General features: G+C 50.7%; 11 protein-coding genes. 8 read left to right on the top strand and 3 right to left on the bottom strand.

Annotated elements, in window-relative coordinates; all coding sequences use genetic code 11:
- Positions 1–34: 34 nt before the first annotated feature.
- The 8 genes from ACYVJM_RS11900 to ACYVJM_RS11935 all read left to right on the top strand — a co-directional run bounded on the left by ACYVJM_RS11900 (position 35) and on the right by ACYVJM_RS11935 (position 10,742).
- Complete coding sequence (locus ACYVJM_RS11900) at positions 35–1,297, top strand: glycosyltransferase family 4 protein (protein WP_461148445.1); 1,263 nt, start codon at positions 35–37, stop codon at positions 1,295–1,297.
- Between the two features lie 24 nt (positions 1,298–1,321).
- Positions 1,322–2,563 carry a glycosyltransferase family 4 protein gene (locus tag ACYVJM_RS11905; RefSeq protein ID WP_461148446.1) on the top strand — a complete coding sequence of 414 codons (1,242 nt, stop codon included), beginning with the start codon at positions 1,322–1,324 and terminating at the stop codon, positions 2,561–2,563.
- Positions 2,564–2,616: 53 nt separating this feature from the next.
- Positions 2,617–4,200: a hypothetical protein gene (locus ACYVJM_RS11910; RefSeq protein ID WP_461148447.1), complete on the top strand. Its 1,584-nt coding sequence runs from the start codon at positions 2,617–2,619 to the stop codon at positions 4,198–4,200.
- 32 nt (positions 4,201–4,232) lie between these two features.
- Positions 4,233–5,918: an IPT/TIG domain-containing protein gene (locus ACYVJM_RS11915; protein ID WP_461148448.1), complete on the top strand. Its 1,686-nt coding sequence runs from the start codon at positions 4,233–4,235 to the stop codon at positions 5,916–5,918.
- A gap of 206 nt (positions 5,919–6,124) precedes the next feature.
- Complete coding sequence (locus tag ACYVJM_RS11920) at positions 6,125–6,955, top strand: LytTR family transcriptional regulator DNA-binding domain-containing protein (RefSeq protein ID WP_461148449.1); 831 nt, start codon at positions 6,125–6,127, stop codon at positions 6,953–6,955.
- Positions 6,956–7,771: 816 nt separating this feature from the next.
- On the top strand, positions 7,772–8,236 hold the full coding sequence (locus tag ACYVJM_RS11925; protein ID WP_461148450.1) for a response regulator: 465 nt from the start codon (positions 7,772–7,774) through the stop codon (positions 8,234–8,236).
- 695 nt (positions 8,237–8,931) lie between these two features.
- On the top strand, positions 8,932–9,798 hold the full coding sequence (locus ACYVJM_RS11930; protein WP_461148451.1) for an alpha/beta hydrolase: 867 nt from the start codon (positions 8,932–8,934) through the stop codon (positions 9,796–9,798).
- Between the two features lie 143 nt (positions 9,799–9,941).
- The gene (locus ACYVJM_RS11935) at positions 9,942–10,742 is read left to right on the top strand and encodes a GntR family transcriptional regulator (protein WP_461148452.1); all 801 of its coding nucleotides are present in this window, start codon (positions 9,942–9,944) and stop codon (positions 10,740–10,742) included.
- Here ACYVJM_RS11935 and ACYVJM_RS11940 read toward each other — a convergent pair.
- The 3 genes from ACYVJM_RS11940 to ACYVJM_RS11950 all read right to left on the bottom strand — a co-directional run bounded on the left by ACYVJM_RS11940 (position 10,732) and on the right by ACYVJM_RS11950 (position 15,110).
- Positions 10,732–11,448 carry an SGNH/GDSL hydrolase family protein gene (locus tag ACYVJM_RS11940; protein WP_461148453.1) on the bottom strand — a complete coding sequence of 239 codons (717 nt, stop codon included), beginning with the start codon at positions 11,446–11,448 and terminating at the stop codon, positions 10,732–10,734. The genes ACYVJM_RS11935 and ACYVJM_RS11940 overlap by 11 nt on opposite strands.
- 27 nt (positions 11,449–11,475) lie before the next feature.
- Positions 11,476–12,414, bottom strand: a complete 939-nt coding sequence (locus ACYVJM_RS11945) for a prolyl oligopeptidase family serine peptidase (RefSeq protein ID WP_461148454.1) — start codon at positions 12,412–12,414, stop codon at positions 11,476–11,478.
- A 158-nt stretch (positions 12,415–12,572) separates the two neighbouring features.
- Positions 12,573–15,110: a hypothetical protein gene (locus tag ACYVJM_RS11950; RefSeq protein ID WP_461148455.1), complete on the bottom strand. Its 2,538-nt coding sequence runs from the start codon at positions 15,108–15,110 to the stop codon at positions 12,573–12,575.
- Between the last annotated feature and the right edge of the window lie 22 nt (positions 15,111–15,132).

A 15,132-nucleotide genomic window follows, 5' to 3' on the forward strand; every position in this document is an offset into this window, starting at 1 on the left:
CCCTTTCAACTCAGTGCATTGACTCCCTTACGTTATGAAAAAAGTTCTTATCTCTGCCTACGCCTGCATTCCCGACCGAGGGTCGGAGGAGGGGAATGGCTGGTTTTACTCCTCGCTGGTTAGCCAGCAGGGGTATGAAGTCTGGTGCCTCACCCGAGACATTGGTAAAGCCGAAATTGACCAAAAACTCCGGCAGTGTTCGTACCCTAACCTGAATTTTGAGTTCGTCACCTTACCCCGCTGGGCCGACAAAGCCGGTTCGTTTGGCCTGCTGGGCATGTACTTTCATTATCTCTACTGGCAGTGGTCCGCCTTACAATCGGCCCGGAAACTTGCCCGGACACACAAGTTCGATCTGGTGCACCATGTGAGTTACACCAGTCTGCAACTTGGCAGCTACCTCTATAAACTCGGCCTACCCTTCATCTACGGGCCCGTTGGCGGTGGTCAGGAAGCCCCCGCCAACATGCGCCATTACTTCAAATCGCACTGGCTGAAAGAGAAGATGCGGTCGTGGGTGAGCGATCTCATGCTGCACTTCAATCCCGGTTGCTACCAGTCTGTCCGCCAAGCCGATTACGTGCTGGCCTGGAACGAAGATACCCGCCAGATGATCGCAGCCATGGGCCGGACCAACGGTGTTGAGAAGGAATTTGGCGGTGTTGGAGCCAGCTTCATTCCGTCGAAACCCATTCACCGCCCTGCCCATGAGTCGCTGGAGCTGGTTTGGGTTGGCCGGCTTATGCCCCGCAAAGCCCTTGAACTCTCCCTGCATGGCATGAGCAAAGTAGACCCTCAGTTGCCCATTCACCTGACGATTGTCGGCGATGGCGAAATGGGGCAGTTTGTCCCTGAGTACATCGCAAAATACAACCTTGGCCAACGGGTTACGTGGGTCGGCAAGGTCAACTACGAGCAGGTGAAGGAATACTATCGACAGGCCGATGCCTTTCTGTTCACGAGTCTGCGCGACACCGGCCCGGCTCAGCTGATGGAGGCTATGGGCTACTCCCTGCCGGTAGTGACGCTGAAGTTGCACGGCCAGGCCGAACTGGTAGACGATTCGACCGGTATTCGGGTGCCCGTGACAACCCCCGAAACCGTTGCGCAGGGGCTGGCCGAAGCGATTACCTGGATGTATGACAACGAGCAAAAGCGGATTGACATGGGGATCAACGCTTTTCATTTTGCCCAGCGGCAACGGTGGGAGCAGAAAGTAGCCCACATTATTCACAGATACTATACTGCCCTTATAGGCCAGCCCGCCAGCGCGGTAATGGCCGTCAATCAGGCGTAGGTAACCACTAACTCAACAACCAACATGTACATCAGCATCCTGGGTTCTATTGCAACGAACGACTTGTTAACGGAGGCCGCCCGGCGGCAACTCGGCTCCTACCCGAAAGGACAGCCGGGGGCTCCGTTGATCAGTAATCTCATTAACGAATACCTGTCTCGAGGATACAGGGTGCTGGCCATTACCATGGACGATCAGCTAGCCGACGATGAGCCGCCGTTTGTGTATACCGACCCGTTGCTGACGTATGTAGTGGTTCCCAAGCGAAAACATACCTTCCGCCCCAACGGAAAGCGTCCCGGCCGTACCGCCGACTTCTTCCGCTTCGAGCGAAACCAGATGGTGGCTGTACTGAAGCAGCACAAGCCCGACGTGGTACACGCTCACTGGACGTACGAATACGCGCTGGCGGGTTTGATGTACACACCCAACACGCTCATTACCGTACACGACAACGCCAAGATAATTTTCGGTTACGTCCGCACACTGAATCGCTTCTTCCACCTGTTGCTCGCCCGGTACGTGTTTCAGCGGGGCCGGTGGTTTACGGCGGTATCGCCCTATATGGCCGGAACCATTCAGCAATGGATAACGGAGCCCGTAGCCGTGGTGCCTAACCCGGTGCCGATGCCTGATCAGGAACGAAACCCAACCCGGTCAAACGTGCCAGCAATCAGCATGGTAGTGAATGGCTGGGACGACCGAAAGAACAGCAAAAATGCCCTGCTGGCCTTTAAGGGCATTCAGCAGCGGCACCCGAACGCGGTCCTGTGGGCTTTTGGTACGGCCTTCGAACCGGGCGAACATGCCGACGCTTTCTGCCGGGAACATCAGATTCCCAACGTGGTGCTGCATGGCTCAACACGCTACACGGAAGTGCTCGATAAAGTTGCTCAGAGTACGGTACTGCTGCATGCTTCCCTTGAAGAATCGTTTGGTATGGTCCTGGCCGAAGCCATGAGTTTCGGGGTGCCCGTAGTAGCCGGAAAAGACAGCGGGGCGGTGGCCTGGGTGGTCGAAGATGGCGGCCTGCTGGTCGACGTCACGAAAGTGGATGAGATGGTGGAGGCCGTTGACAAACTCCTATCCGATCCGGTGCTCTACAAACGATGCTCGGCCAATGCGGTCCGGGTTGTGCGAACCCGCTTCCCCATCGGCGAAGTGGCCGATCAATACGTATCGCTTTATGAAAAACACTGTATCAGCCAAAAAGTGGCCAAACCCCTTGGCAGGAGCAGTACCCGACTAAGCGTTGACCCGGCTTAGAAACGGGACGTGCTACAAGCAAAAAAAGACACTGTTCCAAACCTGTTACGAACGTGCATCGGCAAAGAAAACAGATCATTTTATTGAGTTTAGCCCTGCTGCTTATCTTCTCGATCAGCCTGATCGTCTCGTTGTTTTTCAAGGAGAAATGGCTGTGGATGGATGAGGTGCTGAGCTATATCCTGATTTCTGACCCTTCTATTGCGCACATGAATGATGCACTGGTGAGTAACATGGACCAGAATCCACCCATTTTTCCCAATCTGTACTGGGTCATCGGACATAGTATCAGTGAGAATCCGCAGTTTTTACGGGCGGTTTCGGTGCTTCTTTTTTCCGCTACGCTTGCCCTGTTTTACCGCTACACAACCGCACTGATCGGCACGCCGGTCAGGAACTTCCTGCTCATCAGCCTCATCGTTGCATTCACCTACCTGAACCTGACGCTATCGACCCAGATTCGCGGCTACTCCCTTTTTCTGCTCATCAGCTTCGGTTATTTTGTGGTGTTGCACCAACTCATTGCTTCCCCGGAGCGGGTGCCTTTGCTCATTGCCTTCTGCGTACTGGGCTTACTGATCGTGTTCACCCATAGTTTCGGGCTGTTTTACGCAGCAGCCTCGGGTGCTCTTTTTGCCGGTTTGTTTATCTGGTCAGGAAACAAACGGTACGCCTATATCGTGGGGGGACATGTACTGATTCTGGTCGTCTGGCTCCTGCTCTGGTATCCCAGCTTTGCCATTCAAACCGAAGCGGGCAAGCCCCATTCCTGGATACCGGTGCCTACGTTTTCGTCTTTCTTTACGGTTGTCGGTGAACTTGCTCCGTCACTTTCATCCTCCCTCGAACGGAAATCTATCTTTAAACTAGTACCCATTTTACGGTTTCTGCTCATTTTGGGATTGTGGGCGTACATCGCCCTGCCACGTCTGCGAACCACCCGGTTTCAGTTCCTCATCACCGACAGCGCCTTTACGTTTTACCTGCTGGCGGGGTTTCTGTATCTGGTTCCGGTGGGCATTGCCCTGGTCGTGTCCCTGTTTTTCAGGTCGGTGTTCATCAGCCGGTATCTGTGGCCGAGTCATTTGTTGGTCGTGTACCAACTGGTGTATGCCGTCTACTTTTTTCTGGATCGCCGACCGTTACAGCCGGGCCGTGTGGCGGTGCGGGTAAAGTTTCTGCCCCTGTATATGCTCGCGCTGGCGGGGTTCGTCTTCTATCAGAACCGGAAAATCAATGTCTTTCCCAGCGGAGTGCTGAGTTACCTCCCGCAATTGAACAAAGCGTACCCCGTCTTTGTCGAAACCGCCGATTACTTCCTGCCCATCTGGTTCCACGACAAGACAACGAAAGTCCGTTACCTGCTGGATTGGGATACTGCAGTGCAACCAACGAATATCCTGAGCGCTACCGTAGAGCACAAGGTGCTGAAATCGGTTCGGGAAAAGTATCAGGTCAATGACATCATTCCGAGCCGGAACTTCACCCGGTCGGTGGTGCCGCACTTTTACGTGATCGATGAAAGCAGCAATTACCAGATCGAGCACTTCATCGAAACCGGACGGGTTCAGATCATCCGCGAATTACCCATTGCCATTAAAGGTCACCGCATTTTAGAATGTACACTTCAGTCCTGAACAGTCATCATCTTACCAACTAATACCCTGTTATGAAACATGTAAACCCCTTTTTGTCCGCACTGCTCCTGCTGCTGAGCCTGTCACTGGCCTTCGTTGCCTGTAAAAAAGATCCCGTCGATCCCGACCCGCAGCCCGCCGTTACGGCGATAACGTCCATCGACCCGGCCACTGCTCCGGTGGGCAGCACCATTGCCATTACGGGAACGAACTTCAACACCAATCCGGCCAGCAACACCATTACCATTGGGGGCGTTACGGCCACGGTAGTGTCGGCCTCACCAACACAACTGGTGGTTGTGGTGCCAACGGGTGCCGCCAACGGCCCCGTTTCGGTAACAGCGAATGGCCAGACAGCCCAGAGTGCCGGAACATTTACCGTTGCCCTTCCGGGCCTTAAACCCACAAAAGAGGTACGCGGAACGACGTTCGCCAACCTGACCTGGAAGAAGGATACGATCTACGTACTCCGTGGTCAGGTCTACATCCCGGCCGATTATAAGCTGACCATTGAGCCGGGGACGATCATTAAAGGCACCGGCCCCGAGATGGACCCCAGCGGCACCAATTATCCGGGGGCACTGATCGTTGAGCGCCGGGCGCAGTTAATTGCCATTGGCACCCCTACGCAGCCCATCGTATTTACCTCATCGAAAGCGGCCGGTCAGCGTAAGTACGGCGACTGGGGTGGCGTTGTATTGATCGGAAAATCGCCGGTTAACCAATCACGTACAGCCGCTTACCCGTATGGCGTTCGGGGTACGGTCGAAGCCTACGGCGAACCTTTGGACAACTCGGGTACGATGCAGTATGTACGCATTGAATACGCCGGAGCTACCCAGCCAACCACGCCTGCCAGCCGGCTCGGCGGCCTGACGCTGATCGGTGTTGGCGCCAACACCACGATCGACCATGTGCAGGTGTCGTACAGTGGCAGCGATGCGTTTGCCTGGTTTGGCGGTACCGCCCGACTGAAGAACCTGTTTTCGTACCGGGCCTTCGACGACGACTGGAGTGCTGACTGGGGCTATGTGGGCAACGCACAGTTTGGCGTGTCGCTGCGGGATGTGAGTGTGGGCGACCCCTCCGGCTCGAATGGCTTTGAAGTCGACAATTACCAGTCTGCCGAAACCAGCGATGTAACGGCCGTAACGGCCATTAACGGCTATACGCAAACGGCCCCTACCTTCGCTAACTTCAGCAATTTCGCCTTTGGTACTGCCCCTACTACGGGCTTGTACAATGCAGGCATTTATTTACGCCGGAACACCGCTGTTTCCATTTATAACTCGCTGGTGTATGGTTTCCCGGTGGGCGTTTATCTGGAAGGAGCCGCTATTGGGCAGCAGGCCAACTATGTAAGTGGAACGCTGGATTTGAAGGGCGTCGTTGTTGCCAATGCATTAACCCCTGTAGTGGGTGCCGGATCGAACACCCCCGAGCAGGCTACAGCCTACTTTACGGCGACCGGGCGCTCCAACCAGATTACGGCAACGTCTGATGTCGCATCCTTGCTGCTGAGTCCGGGCAACCTGACCCTTAGCTCCCCAACTTTTGTCCCACAAACCGGCTCACCCCTCCTGACGGGCGCCGTAACGGGAGCTAAACTGACCAATTCGTTCTTTACGTCGGTAACTTACCGGGGCGCTTTTGGTACGGATAACTGGCTTGCGGGCTGGACAAATACCAATCCACAAGCAACCGATTACGACCGGTAAGACCTGACTGGTGGGCGTTCAAACGTTTCCGGCCGGGCCTGTTTCTGAAAAGACAGGCCCGGCCCTATTAATCTACTATTTTAATAGATAATTTTAAGGCAAACTCAGAACAGTATTCCTATACAAAACGTAGACTTTATAGACCGATACTTTTGTTGCAGACCGTTGGTAAGCCTGACCTTTTTTTAACATCTCTACTTTTCACCATGAGCGTTATAAAACCGGCCCTTGAACACCCAAACCTCATCACCCATTTATTAGGTGCTAATAATTATTGCTGGATTTATTATCGCAACGGCGATAAGAAACTGTTAGCGAAACCGATCAGCTATTTACAGGATGAGCTACCGGGTTTTATCCGGACCCATAAGAGTGTGCTCATCAATCCGATTTATGCCCGGACCCTGACGGCTCCGCCACGGCAGAAAATGGCCGGCGAAATTCAACTTGAAAGTGGACTTATTTTCCCGGTGAGTCGCCGACGCTGGAACGAAGTGGCAGAAGCCCTTGACCGCCGTTTAGCACCGAATGGCGAAAAAGCCAGCGCAACGGTCATGTTTACGGTAAGCCCGCCCAAAACGCTTTCTGAAGTAAGGGTGGCAAAACGATCAATTCTGCTGGTTACCGACGATTTCACTTACAAGCCTATCGTTACAAAGATGATGGAGCAGCGCTGGCCTGATTACCGTTTACAGATCGAGGAGCAAAGCAGCCAGTTGTCTGACCATCTGGGCGGAGTTCCAGCCGAGGAACTGCCAACGCTTACGCTACTGGATGCCCGCACAAATACGGTGGAGCGTTTACAAGCCCTGCAACGGCTAAAACGTGATCCTTATTTATGCCGAATACCCGTCATTTTATTCGTTGCACCGGCCGATGCCTTGATTAGCGATGGATACAAACGACAGGCAAATTCAGTCATTTCTTTGCAGGAGGGTCATTTGTCATTTGTACAAACGATTGAGCGCGTCTGCCGATTTTGGTTACAAACAGCCGCGTTACCCAGTTTACCGAAGCCGGCCCTTACCAACACATAGATCAAGCCAAACAAGAATTGATCTTCGTCATGTTACGTAAGTACATCAAACCCGTCTTAGGTAACAGTATACTCATCAGATGCTTAGCTTACTGCGCTTAGTTTATTCCTGTTAAGGTTGATCACGCAACCGATTTACGCTATCCCACAAAGAAATTTCCGTAAATGAATCCACACATGAATACTTTTTTTGATCTCTACAAGCTACTAATCGATTTAGATAAACCATAAATAACTTTTATGATACGCTTTAACAAGAATTTACACCTGAAAAAATCAACCAAGTACCCCAAAAAGCGCCTTTTCCTAATGAATATGCGCTCAACAACTTCACTTTTAAATAATTACATACTTTGTGTGGTAAAACAGAGTCATGATAAATCCAGCGTGTCTTCGAGCGATTTCGCTCAGGTAAGTACTTTCTACAGTTGAGTTCATAAAAAATACCTTTTATCGTAGATAAATTTTACCCTAAGTACGCCTTTCCCATGCCTAATATAGTCACTGTAAATCAGTGTATTGTGAATAGTATACTTAATTAATATACTTAATTTGGTGACTTATAGATTTTTTACTTTTATTTTATTAATTTATAGAATCCATACAAAAGAAATTAATAGAAATTATACATCATAAACCTTTCCCTTAAATCAATAATTGACATATTCATTCAGACGATTTGATTTCAACAAAAAATACGTCGTACGATAAATATATATTAAAAAGGCGGGACAAAAGTATAGCCCGGCGAAAAAGTACGTGTTATTCTGGATATATTTGATTTGAATAAACTAGCTCAACAATTACTATAAATTCTATGGCTAAGCTACACAGTACACGACGTCGCAAAGTACCCCGGATTCCCATTCTAGTTATAGAAGATAATGCTGACCACTGGCTTATAATTCGTTCTGCCCTTTCCCAATGCTTTCCTGAGGTAGAACCGTTGTGGATGAATAACGCGGCCCAGGTAATCAATCATCTAAATTCCTGCTTATCGGCCGAGAAAGAACTTCCCAGACTTATTTTAACGGATTTGTATTTACCCCGTCGGGAAGATGGTTTCTCGCTTTTGGAATCTATAAAGAATCACCTTGTTTTCCGGCAACTACCCGTTGTTGTGTTAAGCAACTCCACGGACCGGCAGGACATAGAACAAGCGTATACCTTCAGCATTGCCTCATACATTGTAAAGCCGGTAAGTTATCATCAATGGTTGAACTGCTTTTATACGTTCAGACGCTATTGGCTTGAAGCCGTTACGCTGCCGATACACCCTTAGCCAGTTTGTTTTCAATGTGTTCTCCTTATTCGAAAAACAAACTATTAACATTAAATCAACCCATAAAAAAATTAAACTTATCGTAGATTAATTATTATTTATTAAACCTAAGTATTAGAAAAACAAGTATCAAACATTGAAATTTGAAGAAGCTAAACGAATTAAATACAAAGTTATATCTACAAATTATCGAATGTATAATTGAAACTATTCAACTTATTTTTAGGCTTCTAATCATCAGATTTCAGGTCACTTAAGAGGTTTTTTTATAGAAAAATAACTATAAAATACCATTTACAAGTACTAATGATACAGCATTAGTGGACTTTCATTGAGTTAATTGACTGTAAATTGGCAATTTTATTATATTCTTCCTGCCGCCTGTCGACTAATCATGATTACAGCACTGCAAGGCCGCGCATAAATCAGAATAATTGCTTGAGTTTTTGCCACCAGACTTCAAGCCCGGTGGTCAGTAGACTAGTAGACTGAATTTCTAGAACCTCTCCATCCTGCTGCAGATGGTTGCCTCACCTGAACGACTGGCACATCCCCTATCTGACGGATTATCGTCCGATTTAAGCGCCCCCTATACCGAGTCTCGGTTTTATCAACTATACTTCCGACTGTATCCATCCGATCACTGACCAATGGATACCAAAGGTATTTTTGATGGTGGCTAACGCAATCTGAACATGATCAATAAAATAAGTCTGTTTTTCTTCTTTACCCTATTCAGCTTCTCCTTGTTCGGGCAAGTACCACAGGCAAGCCAATTACCTGGCACTAAGCCCTTTGTATTAGGCCTAATTGCCGACCTCCAATCCCAGGTTCTCCGCGAAAAAAGGACGTTAAACATCTATTTGCCCCCAGATTACAACCCGAAAGACACGCTAAAATACCCTGTAGTGTATTTGCTGGATGGCTCGGCAGACGAAGATTTCATTCACGTAGTGGGTCTGTATCAATTCACGTCGTTTGAGTGGATCAATATGACTCCGAAATCAATTATTGTCGGTATTGCCACCGTTGACCGACGACGCGATTTTACGTATCCAACTACGATCGACGCGGATAAAAAAAGATACCCTACCACCGGCCACTCAGATAACTTCATTCAGTTTCTGGAAAAGGAACTGGTGCCCTATGTTGAAAAAAACTACAAAACCAGCCCATCCAGAACCCTGATCGGCCAATCGTTAGGAGGCTTGCTGGCTACCGAGGTGTTATTGAAAAAAACCGCGCTCTTTACGCAGTACATTATTACAAGTCCAAGTTTATGGTGGGACAATGGCTCGCTATTGAGTCTTAGCACCAGCTCGTTAGAACGCTCGAGAAACCGGCCAACCAACGTCTACATTGGCGTTGGGAAGGAAGGTTTGACGCCTACCGAAATTCCCCGTGTTATGGAAGTGGATGCCAATCTGCTGGCCGAAAAAATAAAGAAAAGTAAACCCGGTACAATGACGGTCTACTTCGATTACCTGCCACAGGAAGATCATGCCACCATTGCTCACCAGGCCATCTACAATGCCCTGCGCTTTTTCAGTGCTAAAAAGTAAGCCGGCTACCCATTCCGAGCGTTTGTCGCACAAGGGCATAGCTAGTGATCAATTATCCAGTCTGTTATATTTACGGAACTTGTTGACGCGATACACCTTCCAGCCTTGGCTGGAAGGTGTCAGCTCATTATTGTCACAATTAAATGGAAAAGAAACGGGCAACTGCTCCAGCTACTCCCCCGAAAGCGAAATTCATTGCGCTGAGCGAGAGCATTATTGAAAAAATAAAGACGGGTGAACTCCTGCCGGGCGACCAGATCCCTTCTGAAAATGAGCTTATAAAAACGTTCAACATCAGTAACACTACCGCCCGTAAGACGCTCCTCGAAATAGAATCCAAAGGCTGGGCACGACGAATAAAAGGTAAAGGAACGTATGTGTTAAACCGGACGGAGGATCATCATTTGCTCCGTACCCTCGGCTCGATCTATGCCACCCGGCGCGGTTTTCACGACAGCCTGATTGCCGAAGGCTTTACGCCCAGAAATATCGTACTGGAGAAAACGATTTTACAGGATGGCATCTCGTCAGAAATAAACGGCCGCCATTTTATCATTGAAGGCCCTGCCTTGAAAATTCATCAGCTGCGCTACGCGGATGAACTGCTCATTAAAGACGAGGTTAAGTACATTTCTTTGACGCTGTGTCCTAAAATCAACAAGATACCCACGGAGGTATCCTATTTTAAAGTTTACGAAAGCAACTATCACCTGAAAATAGACGAAGTTCAGCAGACGCTGGGTGTGAAAATTCTGGAGCCCAATACCACTAATTTTGACCTCAGCAAGCCAACGCCCGTCTTCGTGCTCGACAGTGCCGTTATCTGCACCGGCGATAAGGTCGTGGAAATAGAGCAGTCGTATTATCACGGCGACAAGTACAAGTTTGCCGTTATTGCCAGCCCGGAACACGACTACCGCCCTCCCAGCCCGATCACTTCGTAAACCACTTTAGAATTTCGCTGGTAATCAGGTCGTGGCCAGCCCGGTTGGGGTGGTTCACGTGCGACATGTAGTTAGCCAGTTCCCCGGCTTTGGCTACCCGCTTAAACTGGGTGTATGGGTCTGCCAGTCCGATGTGGTACTGATTGGCCAGCTGGTGAATTTGCCGAACATGCGGCTCCAGCGGATTGGCCGTATCCAGGATGTTCAGCCGCTGGTCGGGCGAGGGCGTTAAAAGAATGACTTTTATGTTTCGGGCCAGGGCCGCTTCCACCATCTTCGACCACGCTTTCTTCACCTTGCCAATGTCCGAAAACCGGTCGTTCAGCGCATAGTCGATGAACAGTACATCCGGTTTATGCACGAGCACCTCCTGCTCAAAGCGGGTTTGTCCTTTGATCGCATTCTCTCCGCCAATGGCCGTAACGATCACGTTGATAACCGCGTATGGATACTGCTTTTTCAACTGAGCCAGTACCAGATTCGGGTACGATTCCAGCGTATGCACCTCATGATCATGCCAGAAGCCAGCGGGTACCGAATGCCCATGAAACACCAGATTGATCGTCCGATTTTTGGGCCATTGTACAGTCAGCTCCTGCTTGATGTTCGCTAAATACGTGGCCGAATCGGCAACGGAGGACGACTGGGCTTTGGCACTGATGGTCAGGCCTATGAGTAAGGTAAGGACTACGTGTATTTTGTTCATAAACAGGGCATAGACAGGTTGGGCAATTTACCGAAGATATTTCTCAAACCAATTGGCCAGTACACCCAGGTCCGACTCCCAGGTTTCGTCCCAGCCGTGCCCGCCACCCTGATGTACGATCAGTTGAGCGGGTACGCCCGTTCGTTTAAGTTTGTCAATAAACCGCTCGGATTGCTCAAGCGGAACGATTGGGTCGACCGTTCCGTGCAAAATCAGGGTGGGCGGGGTATCCGGAGTAATAGCCATGAACGGAGATAAGGACGCCATCAACTTCAGTTTTTCCGCTCTCGATTTGTTGTCAACGCCAAACTGCGGCCAGTACCGCCTAACGGTATCGCATTCCACAAATAAGCGGCCCGGATTTCCAAAATTAGCCAGATCGGCTGGCGGGAAGAAACAGGCCACTGCCTGCACCCGACTGGACACCCGGTCGATAGAATCGAGCGTAGCAGCGGGGCTTCGCTGCGTCGTATCCGCCAAGCGGGGGCGACCAACGCCGGTGCCAATGCACAAAGACAGGTGCCCGCCGGAACTCATGCCCGAAATGCCCAGCCTATTGGGATGTACGCCGTACTCGGCCGCGTGAAATCGAATGAATCGAACGGCCCGGTGAATATCCGGAACAACCTCACTCACCAGAAATTTAGGGGCTGAACTGTGAATAACCAGGAATACCGTTTGGCCCCGGTCGGTGAAGTAATGGAAATGCTTCCGGCGCTTTTCAATCATGCTGATGTCCGAATACCAGCCTCCGCTCAGGACAAAAACAACACCGATGCCATTGGGTTTAGCCGGTTTGAGAACATCCATTGTGAGCGCCGTACCGAACTTATGTCCGTAAATAACATTGCGGATGTGGGTTGGTTCGTCGGCCTTGTTGGGTTGCGCCAATGGCATTGCAACAGGCAGGCCAACCAGGCCGATCAGCACCAGTAAGAGCGACCATATAAACCTTTTTATATGCATTTTGACTGAGTTTGTTTCGGAAGCATGAGTATGGAGTGGTTCCTGAATTTATGGACAGAACTCCGGTCAGAGATCGGATAACACCCGGACATAGTCACAGCCTACGCCCAACGCTCATTCATCTATCCGTTCAGGCTGTCGGTAAACACCAGTATCAATCACCAGAACGTCACCAGATCGCCCGTTACGTTTTCGACTACGTAATGCTTGCCGTATTTCTGATCGCCAGCTTTAAAAGCCGTTTGCCCTTTTTTCCAAGGGTAGCTGGTATTCGTGTAAACATGCAGTGTCTGGTCCGTAATGTCATCGTCGGGATAAATGCGGACGGTGGCGTTTTTCAGGCCCGTCAGGCGAATGCACCGTTTCATGTGTTTCACGCCCGAGGTCATTTCCTGACACGACACAATACCCTCCGGCTGGTCGATAAAAACCCGGCTTTCGCGGTGCCAGGCTTTGGGCATCGAATAGACCGAATAGCCTTTGGCCAGTTCCGTTTCGTAGCCGGTCAGGATGGGCGCACCCTGCGGTAGTTTGAACCGATGAGTAATGGTGGTATTGGGGCAATAACCGGAAAAGAAAAAGCCGTTGCTGCCCCGCGAAATAGTGAGTACGGGATTCTTGACGGACGGGTTGCGCTTGTCGACCCGGTAGTCGAGGCCAAACTGGCTGAGCACGTAGCGCATCAGCAATGGCCCGGTAAAAAGTTGCTCGGGATCATCGGGCGTCAGGAGTTTGCCACCCGTGAATTTGCTCGAATTGGTGCCGCGTACATACGCTACTTTACCGCCTTTCCAGTCGGGTTTTTCGCGTGTCCAGACCACGTCCCGCTGGGTCGTTCCCTGCGTCATGCTGGCCAGGACTTTGGTACCTGCATCGGTCCTGTTCTTGACTAGCGTTGCCACGCCCCCGCCCGAAAACAGCGGATTATGAACCAGCCGATCGGGGTATTTTTTCGTTAGTTCATCGAGCATGATCGTCGATTTTACCTGAAACTCGCCCTCCAGAGACCTGGTGTTCCGGAGGTTCAGCAGATTCAGAAAAGCGGGACCAGCATGGTCGGCGGGGCCGTAGACGAGGAGCTTGCCACCCTTCTGCACAAAGTCGATCAGCGTTTTTTCGAGCGATGACCCCGCTTCCGGCACGATAGACACCAGAATTGACTCATTGAAGTACGTCGGTTTGGTGGACAATACCTTCTGAAGCGAGCCCGTCGAAGTGATCGTATTCAACGGAAATCCGTTGTTGATGGCCTGTCGGATGAGCCAGTCGCCGTAATAGATTTCCGGCAGTCGGTCGGGTTGTTTATAGGCCCAGTCGTGGTATTCATCGAATGGATACACCCAGACCAGCGGCCCCGGCGACGTAGGCGCATCGTATCGGGCTTTCAGAATGTGGGGCGTTACTTCGTCGGGCACCTGCGCTGGCATTTCGCCGTATGAGTTATCGGCCGTCAGGAAATTCAGGTGGGTCGGCAGCCGAATCTCGCCCTTTGCGTTGATACGTGCCACGGCCATGGGCAGGTAAATGTCGTGCGGCTCCTGACCGTAGCGGTCCAGCCACGGAGAGTTTACCCACCAGGGGTCGTGCGTGTAATACCGGAACAGGTACCGCTCATCGGGCAGCTCGGCCATACGCGACATATACCCAACCATTTCCAGCCCGAAATCCCCATCCAGCGCGGCCCAGGGCGAATTTGGGGGCGGCAGCATGTTGTACTTGCCGCTGTAAATCTGTTTTAGATCGACCCCATCACGGGCCAGATCGGCCCCCGTCGACAGGTTCGTGCCCCGGGTTTGAATTTGAAACGTTGGGCATTCCTTACGAAACAGGTTCCAGAAACCGGCAATCAGGGCCTTGGTATTCGCCAGTTTTTCGGGTGCAAACGCTTTGCCGTTAAAGATAGCTCCGGTCGATGACCAGCCCTCCACCCCAAAACCGAAACCATTGCTAAGCCAGATGTAATCGTAGCCCAGATCGGTGAGAAAATGCTGACTTTGCCGACCCAGAAACGTGCCGAAGGGCGTGTTGGCCGGAATACCTTTGGGAAACCCGGCGTAGGCATCGGCGTCGGCGTTCAGCGTCGAGTAACAACTCACCATGGTCTTGTGGCCCATGGCATTGCCCCCCAGAATTTCGGGGTGTTTTTTGTACTTAAACTCCGATTTGGCAAACTCCGGCCCTGGATCGAACGTCGCCCCAATCAGAACCGGCTTCCCCGTTATGCGTTTGCCGGTTTCCTTGAGTGTCTGGATGATGAATTTCAGATCGCCATAGGTGAAAGCGGGCGGATTGTCTATGTACAGATACGCCCGTTCGTGCAGCGACAGCTCTTTCGGTCCCGACCCCACCTCATGCTCGGTATTGGGATTACCAATGTAGCGCGCCCATTCCAGCGGCTGATCCAGCTTTCCTTTGTAGTCCAGTATCTCCGACCCATCCGATGTCCAGAGCATTACGGAAACTGTGTCCGTATGCCGCAGCAGGGCCGACCATTGCGTGAACAACTCGGTAGCTACCTGCTGTATATAGACCTTATCGTTTTTTTTGAACGGCTTCAGCGAAGCTTCCAGGGTGATGCTGTTGAAGGGTTTACCGCGCAGCGTCGAGTTATCCAGATTAGGCGTGTCGACGGTTGTTGTAAAACCTAATAAAGCCAGACTTAACAGGCAGAGAAAGGACAGGAATTGAGTACGCATCGGGTAAAAAGTTAAGATTGGG

Source organism: Spirosoma pulveris (assembly GCF_054781875.1).

Excerpts from the sequence above, each read along its gene's own strand:
- ACYVJM_RS11900 (WP_461148445.1), top strand. The coding sequence starts at position 35 with ATGAAAAAAGTTCTTATCTCTGCCTACGCCTGCATTCCCGACCGAGGG.
- ACYVJM_RS11905 (WP_461148446.1), top strand. The coding sequence starts at position 1,322 with ATGTACATCAGCATCCTGGGTTCTATTGCAACGAACGACTTGTTAACG.
- ACYVJM_RS11915 (WP_461148448.1), top strand. The coding sequence starts at position 4,233 with ATGAAACATGTAAACCCCTTTTTGTCCGCACTGCTCCTGCTGCTGAGC.
- ACYVJM_RS11920 (WP_461148449.1), top strand. The coding sequence starts at position 6,125 with ATGAGCGTTATAAAACCGGCCCTTGAACACCCAAACCTCATCACCCAT.
- ACYVJM_RS11925 (WP_461148450.1), top strand. The coding sequence starts at position 7,772 with ATGGCTAAGCTACACAGTACACGACGTCGCAAAGTACCCCGGATTCCC.
- ACYVJM_RS11930 (WP_461148451.1), top strand. The coding sequence starts at position 8,932 with ATGATCAATAAAATAAGTCTGTTTTTCTTCTTTACCCTATTCAGCTTC.
- ACYVJM_RS11935 (WP_461148452.1), top strand. The coding sequence starts at position 9,942 with ATGGAAAAGAAACGGGCAACTGCTCCAGCTACTCCCCCGAAAGCGAAA.
- ACYVJM_RS11940 (WP_461148453.1), bottom strand. The coding sequence starts at position 11,448 with ATGAACAAAATACACGTAGTCCTTACCTTACTCATAGGCCTGACCATC.
- ACYVJM_RS11945 (WP_461148454.1), bottom strand. The coding sequence starts at position 12,414 with ATGCATATAAAAAGGTTTATATGGTCGCTCTTACTGGTGCTGATCGGC.
- ACYVJM_RS11950 (WP_461148455.1), bottom strand. The coding sequence starts at position 15,110 with ATGCGTACTCAATTCCTGTCCTTTCTCTGCCTGTTAAGTCTGGCTTTA.